We start from the raw sequence: 10130 nt of genomic DNA on the forward strand, positions 1-10130 counted from the left end.
GGGCGATGTTGCGGACCTGGTAGGTCAGGTTGGACGCCATGCCGTTGACGTTGTTGGTCAGGTCCTTCCAGACCCCCGACACGCCCGGCACCCGCGCCTGGCCGCCCAGCCGGCCCTCGGTGCCCACCTCGCGGGCCACGCGCGTCACCTCGTCGGCGAACGCCGACAGCGTGTCCACCATCTGGTTCACCGTCAGCTTCAGCTGCAGGATCTCGCCCTGCGCGTCCACGGTGATCTTCTTGCCGAGGTCGCCCTCCGCGACCGCCGTGGTGACCTGCGCGATGTTGCGGACCTGGTAGGTCAGGTTGTTGGCCATCGCGTTGACGTTGTCGGTCAGGTCCTTCCAGACCCCCGACACGCCCCGCACGTTGGCCTGGCCGCCCAGCTGCCCCTCGGTGCCCACCTCGCGGGCCACGCGCGTCACCTCGTCGGCGAACCCCGACAGCTGGTCCACCATCGTGTTGACGGTGGTCTTCAGCTCCTGGAGCTCACCGGTCGCCTCCACCGTCACCTTGCGGGTCAGGTCTCCGCGCGCGACCGCCGTGGTCACCTCGGCGATGTCGCGGACCTGCGCGGTCAGCCGCCCGGCCATCGTGTTGACCGCCGCGGTCACGTCCCGCCACCGCCCGCGGGTGCCGCGCAGCGACGCCTGCCCGCCGAGCCGTCCCTCGGTGCCGACCTCCCGCGCGAACTGGGTGACCTCCCAGGTGAACTCGTCCAGCATCTCGACCATGGAGTTCACCGACTTGCCCATGCGCAGCAGCTCGCCGCGCATCGGCCGCCCGTGCGCCCGCAGCTCGACCCGCTGGGTCAGGTCGCCGGCGCTGACCGCCTCCACGACCCGGTGCATCCCGGTGGCCAGGTCGGTGAGCTTGTCCAGGATGCCGTTGGCGTCCTCGGCCGCCTCCGCCCACGAGCCCTTCATCGCCCGCGGCGACAGCCGGCCCATGATCTGGCCCTCCCGGCCGATCTCGCGCCGTACCCGCGCCAGGTCGCCCGACAGGTGGGCGCCGTTGTCGCGGATCTCCGCCACCAGCGCCAGGGCCTCGTGCAGCGCGCCGTCCCCCTCGGGGAGGTCCGGCTCGAAAGCGAAACGCCCGTCACGGACCGCGGTCAACATCTTGATCAGTGGCCGCAGGTCCGCGTCGCTGTAACGCGGAGTGTCCGCGGACGCGCCGGAGCGCGGACGGGACGGGTGTCGGGGCATGCTCTTCATCCTCCAGGCCCGGGACACGGGGTAGGCGGAAGCGACGGACACCTCCTTCGGGCCGCACCAGTACTCTACGTCGCCGAACGGCGGGCCACCCGCCACGCGACGACCCGGACGGGGCCGAACCGGGCTCGTAGCCTTCGTGTTACGGTCTGTCGTGTTCGTGGCGGGCGTGGCGCGCAGTCTGTCACGATAGCCAGGACGGGTGGTTAACGCAGTGATCGAGGGACGACTGTTGGAACAGACGGCGTCGGCCACCTTCCCCTCCGCCTCGGCGTCGGTGGCGGAGGCGCGCCGGTTCGTCCGGCGCGTGCTGGCCGACTGGGACCTGGAGGACGCCGTCGACGACGCCGTGCTGGCCACCAGCGAGCTGGCCACCAACGCCGTCGCCTACGCCGGCACGTCCTTCGAGGTCTCCTGCCGCCTGCTGGACGGCGAGATCCAGGTCGAGGTCCGTGACCTGCATCCCACCCGCACCCTCCCCATGCCCGGCGTGAGCGCCTCCAGCGGACGCGGCCTGCCCTCCATCGCCCGGCTGGCCGCCTCCTGGGGCGTCACCTACGACCGCGACGCCAAGGGCGTGTGGTTCCGGCTGCCGCGCCCCGGCGCCCATGTCAACGGCGCCTCCCCGCGCGTCCCGGCCGACCGGCCCGCCCCGTCCCCGCACGGGACCGCCCCGACGACCGGACCCGCGACCGGACCCGCGGCGGAATCGGCGGACCCGGCGGCGCGGTCCGCCGCCGTCATCGCCCCCGCCGCCGACCGGATCCTGCGCTCGCCCGCCGCCCAGGAGTCCCTGGAGACCGCCGTCGCCACCGTCCGCGACGTCCTGGACGCCGACTCCGCCGCCGTACTGCTGACCGAACGTGACGGACGCCTCGTCCTCGGCGCCTCCGCCGGGCTGCCCGCCGGGCTGTCCCTCGGCGAGCTGTCGGTGGTCAACCTCGGCCCCGACGCCCGCGCCGGGGAGCCCTGGGTGTCCACCGACGCCTCCGACCCGATCGCCGCCGCGCTGCGCGCCCGTTCCCTGGCCGCCGCCCCGCTGGAGGCCCAGGGCCGCCTGACCGGCCTGGTCGTCGCCGTCGCCGCCGAACCCGGCCGGTTCGACGACTCCGCCGGGACCCGCCTCGGCCGGCTGGCCGACGAGATGTCGCTGTCGCTGGAGAAGGCCCGCATCGGGGAGCTGGAGCGCTCCTGGCGCGGCTGGCTCAGCTTCGTCGCCGAGGCCAGCGACCTGCTGGCCGGCACCCTCGACCAGGAACGCACCATGGCCCTGGTCGCCCAGCTGATGGTGCCGCGCCTGGCCACCTGGTGCGCCGTCTACACCGCCTCCGACGAGACACCCCGTCTCGCCTACGTCTGGCACGCCGACGAGACCCGCGCCGACGGGCTGCGCGAGCTGCTCACCCGCGTCAAGGCCCCGCCGCCCACCGACGCCCCCGGCCCCTGGGGCGGCTTCGGCGACGCGCCCGCCGAGGCCCGCGCCGCCGCCGGGGAGACCGTCACCGACCAGGCCTACGCGTTCCCGCTGGTCGCCCGGGGCCGCCGCATCGGCGCCATCGTGATCGGCCGCCCCGGCGGGGACCGCTTCCCCCGCAACGCCATCGAGCTGGCCGAGGAGCTGTCGCGCCGCGCCGCCCTGGCCGTCGACAACGCCCGCCTGTACTCCGAGCAGACCGCCATGAGCAGCGCGCTGCAACGCAGCCTGCTGCCACCCGGCATCCCCGAGATCCCCGGCATGGAGACCGCCGTGGTCTACGAGCCCGCGGGGGAGGGCAGCGAGGTCGGCGGCGACTTCTACGACGTGTTCGAGGTCGGCGAGGGCGCGGCGCCCACCGCGCCCACCGCGCCCACCGCCGACCGGCGGGGCCGCTGGCGCTTCGCGATCGGCGACGTGTGCGGCACCGGCCCGCAGGCCGCCGCCGTCACCGGCCTGGCCCGGCACGCCCTGCGCATCCTGGCGGCCGAGGACCTTCCCGTCCCCGACGTGCTGACCCGCCTCAACCGCCTCATCCTCGGCGAGGGCGAGCGCGGCCGCCTGCTGACCCTGCTGCACGGGGAGATCACGCCGCGGCCGCTGCGCGACGGCGTCACCATCGGACTGACCAGCGCCGGGCACCCCCCGCCGCTGGTGCTCGACCCCGACGGCACCGTGCGGGAGGTCGCCTCCCCGCAGCCGCTGCTGGGGGTCTTCGACGGCGTCGAGTTCCACACCGACACCATCGAGCTGCGCCGCGGGCAGGTCCTGCTGTGCGTCACCGACGGCGTCACCGAGCGGCGCAACGGCGCCCGGCTGCTCGGTGACGGCCACGGCCTGGAGCGGATCCTGGCGGGCTGCACCGGCCTGAGCGCCGGCGCGGTCGCCGCCCGCATCCAGCGCGCCGTGCGCGACTTCGGGCCCGAACCCTCGAACGACGACGTTGCCCTCATCGTTCTGAGGGCGTCATGATGAAGCACAACAATCGGTAAGGTGGGGTGGCGTGGGGCTGGCCTTGCACACGACACGACAGGACGGGCGCGCGACGATCGCCGCCCGCGGGTCCATCGACCTGCACTCCTCCGACGAGCTGCGCACGCGGCTCACCGAGCTGGTCGACGCGGGGGAGCGGGAGGTGGTCGTCGACCTGACCGCGGTCGACTTCTGCGACTCCTCCGGACTCAACGTCCTGGTACGGGCCTACAAGCACGCCAGGGCGCAGAACGCGACACTGACCGTCACCGGCGCCTACGGCCGGGTCGAGAACGTCCTGCGCACCACCGGTCTGGACCGTTTCCTGATCAAGGGACCGGCCGGAGAGGGGGTCGGGTGACGACCCGCGGCCGACATGACGGCGGCCGAGGCTGAATGGCGGAGCCGATGACCGAGACCACCCTGCGCGCGGCGCCCCAGACCGAGGCCGTGGAGTACGCCCGCCGGCTGGCCGCCCGCACCATGCGCACCTGGGCACTGATGGAGCGCGAGGAGCTGGTCACCGCCATCGTGGCCGAGCTGGTCGCCAACGCCGTCCGGCACGCCGGGACCGCCCTGGAACTGCGGCTGCTGCGCAGCCCCGGCCGGGTCCGCGTCGAGGTCCGCGACCGCGCCGCGCAGATGCCCCGCATGACCGTTCCCGGACCGCTGGACGAGTCGCACCGCGGCCTGTTCATCGTCGACCGGTTCGCCACCTCCTGGGGGGCCGACCCCGTCAGCGGCGGCAAGGTGGTCTGGGCCGAGGTCACGATCTGACGCCCCGGGCACCCGGACGAGCAAGGCCCCGCGCCGTGGGCGCGGGGCCTTCGCCGCTCTCCGGGGGCGTCGCGTGATCAGGCGGACTTGCGGTACAGCTCCGCCACCATGAACGCCAGGTCCAGCGACTGGCCGCGGTTCAGCCGCGGGTCGCACGCCGTCTCGTAACGCTGGTGCAGGTCGCCCTCGACGATCTCGTGGCCGCCGCCGACGCACTCGGTCACGTCGTCGCCGGTGAACTCGATGTGGATGCCGCCCGGGTGGGTGCCCAGGGCCCGGTGCACCTCGAAGAACCCGGCGACCTCGTCCAGCACGTCGTCGAACCGGCGCGTCTTGTGCCCGCTGGGCGCCTCGAACGTGTTGCCGTGCATCGGGTCGCAGATCCACGCCACCGGCGACCCCTCCTGGGTCACCTTCTCGATCAGCGGCGGCAGCGCGTCGCGGATCTTCTTGGCGCCCATCCGGGTCACGAACGTCAGCCGCCCCGGGTCTCCCTCGGGGTTCAGCTTGTCCATCAGCGCCAGCGCGTCGTCGGCGGTGGTCGTCGGGCCCAGCTTCACGCCGATCGGGTTGCGGATGCGGCTGAGGAAGTCCACGTGCGCCCCGTCGATCTGCCGGGTCCGCTCGCCGATCCACAGGAAGTGCGCCGACACGTCGTAGGGCTGCCCGCTCAGGTGGTCGATGCGGGTCAGCGCCCGCTCGTACTCCAGCAGCAGCGCCTCGTGGCTGGAGTAGAACTCCACCCCGTGGAACTCGTCGGGGTTCGCGCCGCACGCCTTCATGAACGACAGCGCGCGGTCGATCTCCCCGGCCAGCTGCTCGTACCGCTGCCCCGCCGGGCTCGTCTTGACGAAGTCCTGGTTCCAGGCGTGGACCTGCCGCAGGTCGGCGTAACCGCCCTTGGTGAACGCCCGGCACAGGTTCAGCGTGACCGCCGAGCAGTGGTAGGCCTGCAACAGCCGGTGCGGGTCGTTGCGGCGCGTCCCGGCGGTGAAGTCGAACCCGTTGACCGCGTCGCCCCGGTAGGCGGGCAGCTCCACCCCGCCGCGCACCTCGGTCGGCTTGGACCGGGGCTTGGCGAACTGCCCCGCCATCCGCCCGATCTTGACCACGGGCACGCTGGCGGCGTAGGTGAGCACCACCGCCATCTGCAGCAGGGTCTTGAGCTTGTTCTTGACGGCGTCGGCGTTGGAGCCCTCGAACGTCTCGGCGCAGTCGCCGCCCTGGAGCACGAACGCCTCGCCCCGGGCGACCTCACCGAGCCGCGCGCGGAGCTGGTCGCACTCACCGGCGAAGACCAGCGGAGGCTGCTTGGCCAGCTCGGCGGCCACGGCCCGAACCTCGGCGGGATCGTCCCAGTCGGGCTGCTGGAGGGCGGGGAGAGCGCGCCAGGCGTCGAGATCCCCCGTGATGCTGGATGTACTCACGGTTCCCAAGGCTATGGCACAACGCTCCGAACGGCATTAGCAAGCCGACGTATTCGTTCCGGAACGAGCGGGCCCGGAAACGGACCGGGGCGGCCCCCAGGACCGCCCCGTTGATCGTCTTCCGGATGTCAGGCCGCGCGGCGGCCCGCCTCCCGCACGCCCGCGCCGACCGGCTCCGGCGCCTGGGCCGGCACCGGGCGCCGCCCGGCGAGGTCGGTCTCGTTGGCCATCTGCCGCAGCCGCCGCAGCGACCGGTCGGTGATCTGCCGGACCCGGTTGTGGCTGAGCCCGTACCGGGCGCCGATCTGCGCGTAGGACAGCGGCTGGCCGTTGTCCATGCCGAACCGGGCCCGCACGATCGCCGACTCGCGTTCGGGCAGCCGCTCCAGCAGCCGTCCCAGCCCCTCCAGGTCGTCCAGCGCCAGGACCTCCGCTTCCGGCGTCACCGCCTCGGGGTCCTCCAGCAGGTCGCCCATCGGGGTCTCGCCCGCCTCGTCTACGGTCGCGTCCAGGCTCGCCGGGTCGCGCCGCCAGCTCAGCAGCTCGTCCACGTGCTCGGGCGCCACGCCCACGGTCTCGGCCAGCTCCTCCCGGGTGGGCTCGCGGCCCAGCTCCCGGCCGAGCTGCCGCTCGGCGCGGCGCAGCCGCGACAACTCCTCCTCCACGTGGACCGGGAGCCGGATCGTGCGGGCGGTGTGGCTCAGCCCGCGCCCGATCGCCTGCCTGATCCACCAGGTGGCGTAGGTCGAGAACTTGAAACCGCGGCGGTAGTCGAACTTCTCCACGGCCCGCATCAGGCCGAGGTTGCCTTCCTGGATGAGGTCGATCAGGGGCAGGGCGTCGGTGGGGTACTTGCGGGCGATCGACACCACGAGACGGAGGTTGGCCTCGACGAAGCGCTGCTTGGCGCGCAGCCCCGCCGCGACGAGCTCCTCCAGTTCCTCGCGAGTGGTCCCCGCGGGCAGCGTGCCCTCGTCGAGCAGCTGTTCGGCGTACAGGCCCCCCTCGATCGCCTTGGCCAGATCGACCTCCTCCTCCGCCTCCAGCAGGGGCGTGCGGCCGATCCGGTCGAGGTAGGCCCCGACGAGGTCCTTGTCGGGGGCGTCGATCCTGTCGCCCTTGGTACGGGTTGCAGCCATCTGGACCCTTCTCCGGTGCGATCTCCCTAAGAGGAGAACGCTAATTACCGCTCTGTGATTCCCGACTCGGGAATACTTGCGAGCTGCCTGCCCTTCTACGGATCTGATACCCCGAGCGAGGAGAAATCGACATGGCGACGGTCACACTGACCACCGACGAGTTCGACGAGGTGGCCCGGAGCGCCGACATCGTGCTGATCGACTTCTGGGCCGCCTGGTGCGGCCCGTGCCGCCGGTTCGCCCCGGTGTTCGAGGAGTCCTCCGACAAGCACGGGGACATCGTGTTCGCCAAGGTCGACACCGAGGCCGAGCCCGCCCTGTCGGAGCGGTTCGGGATCGCCTCGATCCCGACGCTGATGGCGATCCGCGAGGGTGTGATCGTCTACGCCGAGCCGGGCGCGCTGCCCGCGCCGATGCTGGAGAGCGTGATCGAGCAGGTGCGCGCCCTCGACATGGCCGACGTGCGCGCCCGCATGAACTCCTGACCTGCGGGGAAGCCTGTCAGAGGAGCCCGTCCCGCCGGTGGGCGCTGACCGGTAGCGGACTACTTGTTTGGCCGATTGCTGCCTGTTTGTGGGTATATGTCGGCATCTTCGTCACCCTTCCGGCGGACGCTGGACGCCGGAAGGGAACCCGATGAGGACGCATCGCCGCCCCACGGCGACGGTCAAGGAGGAGAGACCGTGATCACCGCCCCGTTCCCCGCGCCGCGCGCGGTCGTCCGGCGGATCGCCCGCTCGGCCCCGGTCGCCCTGCTCCGCCAGGCCGGACGGCCCATCCCCGCCGAGAAATACGTCGAGGACGGCCGCTACGTCATCCGCGCCGACCTGCCCGGCGTCGACCCGGCCCGCGACGTCGACATCGCCGTCCACGACGGCTCCATCGAGATCAGGGCGGTCCGCCGCGACGGCGGCCACCACCCCGGCGACATCCACTACGGGCTGTTCCGCCGCGTCCTGACGCTGCCCCGCGACGCCGACCCCCGCACCCTCACCACCCGGTACCGCGACGGCGTCCTGGAGGTCGCCCTCGACCTCCCCGGAGCCGACCTCACCTGACGGGACCGGCCCCGCGCATGCCCGATGATGGACGGATGCTGCCCGACGTCGTCGACTACCTGCGCTGCCCCGTGTGCGGGGCCGACCTCGCCCTGACCGACCGGGGCCTGCGCTGCCCCGCCGGCCACACCTTCGACGTCGCCCGGCAGGGCTACGCCAACCTGCTGCCCGGCGACGCCCGCCCCGGCACGGCCGACACCCCCGAGATGGTGCGCGCCCGCACCGCGTTCCTCGGCGCCGGACACTTCGCGCCCCTCACCGGCCGCCTGGCCGAACAGGTCACGGGCGCCCGGATCCTCGACGCAGGCGGCGGCACCGGCCACTATCTGGCCGCGGTCCTCGACCGGACCCCCGACGCGACCGGCCTGGGCCTGGACCTCTCCAAACACGCCGCCCGCCGGGCCGCCCGCGCCCACCCCCGCGCCGGAGCCGTCGTCGCCGACCTCTGGCGGCCGCTCCCCGTCCGCGACACGACCGCTGACGCCATCCTGAACGTCTTCGCCCCCCGCAACGCCGCCGAGTTCCACCGCGTCCTGCGACCCGGCGGGCACCTGCACGTGGTCACCCCGTCGCCCCGCCACCTCGGTCCCCTGGTGCGTGAACTCGGCCTGCTGAAGATCGGCGAACACAAGGACGACCGCACCGACACGACCCTCGCCGACCACTTCACCCTGACGGACCGGCAGCCCCTGGAGACCACCGCCCGCCTCACCCACGAGGAGATCGCGACGCTCGTCGGCATGGGCCCCAGCGCCCACCACATCCCCGCCGACGAACTCCACCGCCGGATCGGGAAGCTAACCGACCCGTTCGAGGTGCCGCTGTCGTTCACCCTGTCGATCTACCGCCGGAGCTGACGCCAGCTCCACCAACACCTGCGCGACCTCACCGGGGAAACCCACCCCCGGGCCGAGGCCCTCATCGACGGCCTCATAGAGGAACGACACCGACACCGAACGCATCACCCCGGCCAGCAACACCTGCTGTAGAGCCTGCCCCGCACGCAGCCACGCCCCAGGTGAATCCCCCACCGTGGTCAGCACGGCGCGCAGAACACCATCACCGGGGAGAACACGCAACGCCGCACCTTCGAGCCGGGCCGCGACCCCCAACTCGCCGAGCACCGCCGCGGACGGCCGCCCGGTCACGACCGGCCCCCTCGCGACGAACGGCCGCAACGTCGCCGCGTACAGGAGCCGTTCGGCCCGGACCACCCGCCCCCTCCGCGCCAACCGCACTGAAGCGAGCAACGTGGGCCGCTCCCCATCCGGAAGCAACCGCACTACGGCCTGCCGCCCGAGCTGGGCCGCCGCCAGCCGCAGATTCACCAACGCGGCCCCACAACCGAGATGCAGCCCCCGCCCCGACGGATCGTGCATGCCCCGGAACCGCGCGGGATCGGCGTGCACCTCGATCCCCCCGGACACCACACGGAACCGCCAGGCGTGCACATCGTGAACGGCCGGCCCCATGGTCGCCGCCACCACGAGTCGTTCGGTGCTCACGCGATACCCCTCCCACCCCGGCCGGTCGCCGCACCAGAGGAAAGGAGGACTTCCCGGACCGGACGCGGCAAGACGAGCGAACGGTACCGCACTGTGAGCCACCACACATAGCCTCTGAACTGCGGCGACGCCAGCGGGGGAGGGGCGCCTCGATTTGCTGGTTCCGACGGGTGCCCGTAGTGTTCTCACCGCCCCGAGGGATGCGGGACGCCGCAAGGCGGACGGCCCCGGGGAGCCAGACGGAAAACCGGTTCGAGCGACGCTCGGACTGAGGTACTCTGGTCTGGTCAGCCCGAGACGGGACGCAGGACGCCGCAGGGCGGCCGGCCCGGTGGGCACTCCTGGTAGGTCGAATCTGAGCGATCTTCGGATCGTTCGCTGATCGACGTCCAGGGCTCGGAGACTCTCCAGACGGTCGAAACGATCTTTACAGGTCGATTTGACGCGGGAGCGGATCTGAGTAAGATTGAAGGGTTGCCCCGGAGCGAGAGACGCGTAAGCGGATCGAGCGCGGTGGGTGTCCGTTTCTTGAGAACTCAACAGCGTGTTAAAAGCCAGTGCCTTT

The 10130-nt window shown here is 72.5% G+C and carries 10 protein-coding genes; 6 read left to right on the forward strand and 4 right to left on the reverse strand.

Going from position 1 to position 10130, the window contains the following annotated elements; translation table 11 throughout:
• Positions 1-1216 (reverse strand): HAMP domain-containing protein (locus AKI01S_RS45410; protein ID WP_157420611.1); only part of this gene is annotated, 1216 nt, incomplete at its 3' end.
• A 229-nt stretch (positions 1217-1445) separates the two neighbouring features.
• On the opposite strand from AKI01S_RS45410, the gene AKI01S_RS45415 reads away from it, so the two are divergent.
• The 3 genes from AKI01S_RS45415 to AKI01S_RS45425 are packed head-to-tail and all read left to right on the forward strand — an operon-like array spanning position 1446 to position 4436.
• Entirely contained in the window at positions 1446-3659 is a 2214-nt protein-coding gene (locus tag AKI01S_RS45415; RefSeq protein WP_245682060.1) for a SpoIIE family protein phosphatase, read from the forward strand.
• 31 nt (positions 3660-3690) lie between these two features.
• Positions 3691-4020 carry an STAS domain-containing protein gene (locus AKI01S_RS45420; RefSeq protein WP_084000886.1) on the forward strand — a complete coding sequence of 110 codons (330 nt, stop codon included), beginning with the start codon at positions 3691-3693 and terminating at the stop codon, positions 4018-4020.
• Between the two features lie 47 nt (positions 4021-4067).
• Positions 4068-4436: an ATP-binding protein gene (locus AKI01S_RS45425; RefSeq protein ID WP_245682061.1), complete on the forward strand. Its 369-nt coding sequence runs from the start codon at positions 4068-4070 to the stop codon at positions 4434-4436.
• A gap of 77 nt (positions 4437-4513) precedes the next feature.
• Here AKI01S_RS45425 and AKI01S_RS45430 read toward each other — a convergent pair whose 3' ends face one another.
• A complete protein-coding gene (locus AKI01S_RS45430) occupies positions 4514-5863 on the reverse strand; it encodes a class II 3-deoxy-7-phosphoheptulonate synthase (protein ID WP_157420609.1) in 1350 nt (449 codons plus the stop codon).
• A 128-nt stretch (positions 5864-5991) separates the two neighbouring features.
• Positions 5992-7002, reverse strand: a complete 1011-nt coding sequence (locus AKI01S_RS45435; RefSeq protein WP_067832497.1) for a sigma-70 family RNA polymerase sigma factor — start codon at positions 7000-7002, stop codon at positions 5992-5994.
• A gap of 131 nt (positions 7003-7133) precedes the next feature.
• On the opposite strand from AKI01S_RS45435, the gene trxA reads away from it, so the two are divergent.
• The 3 genes from trxA (at position 7134) to AKI01S_RS45450 (ending at position 8917) form a co-directional block, all read left to right on the forward strand.
• A complete protein-coding gene (trxA, locus tag AKI01S_RS45440) occupies positions 7134-7487 on the forward strand; it encodes a thioredoxin (protein ID WP_067832499.1) in 354 nt (117 codons plus the stop codon).
• Positions 7488-7685: 198 nt separating this feature from the next.
• Positions 7686-8060, forward strand: a complete 375-nt coding sequence (locus AKI01S_RS45445) for an Hsp20/alpha crystallin family protein (protein ID WP_067832500.1) — start codon at positions 7686-7688, stop codon at positions 8058-8060.
• 35 nt (positions 8061-8095) lie between these two features.
• The gene (locus AKI01S_RS45450) at positions 8096-8917 is read left to right on the forward strand and encodes a putative RNA methyltransferase (RefSeq protein ID WP_067832502.1); all 822 of its coding nucleotides are present in this window, start codon (positions 8096-8098) and stop codon (positions 8915-8917) included.
• Here the strand turns inward: AKI01S_RS45450 and AKI01S_RS45455 are convergent.
• The gene (locus tag AKI01S_RS45455; protein ID WP_245682062.1) at positions 8858-9565 is read right to left on the reverse strand and encodes a nitroreductase family protein; all 708 of its coding nucleotides are present in this window, start codon (positions 9563-9565) and stop codon (positions 8858-8860) included. The genes AKI01S_RS45450 and AKI01S_RS45455 overlap by 60 nt on opposite strands.
• Positions 9566-10130: the final 565 nt, after the last annotated feature.

The organism is Actinomadura kijaniata NBRC 14229, assembly GCF_001552175.1.
Lineage (GTDB): Bacteria > Actinomycetota > Actinomycetes > Streptosporangiales > Streptosporangiaceae > Spirillospora > Spirillospora kijaniata.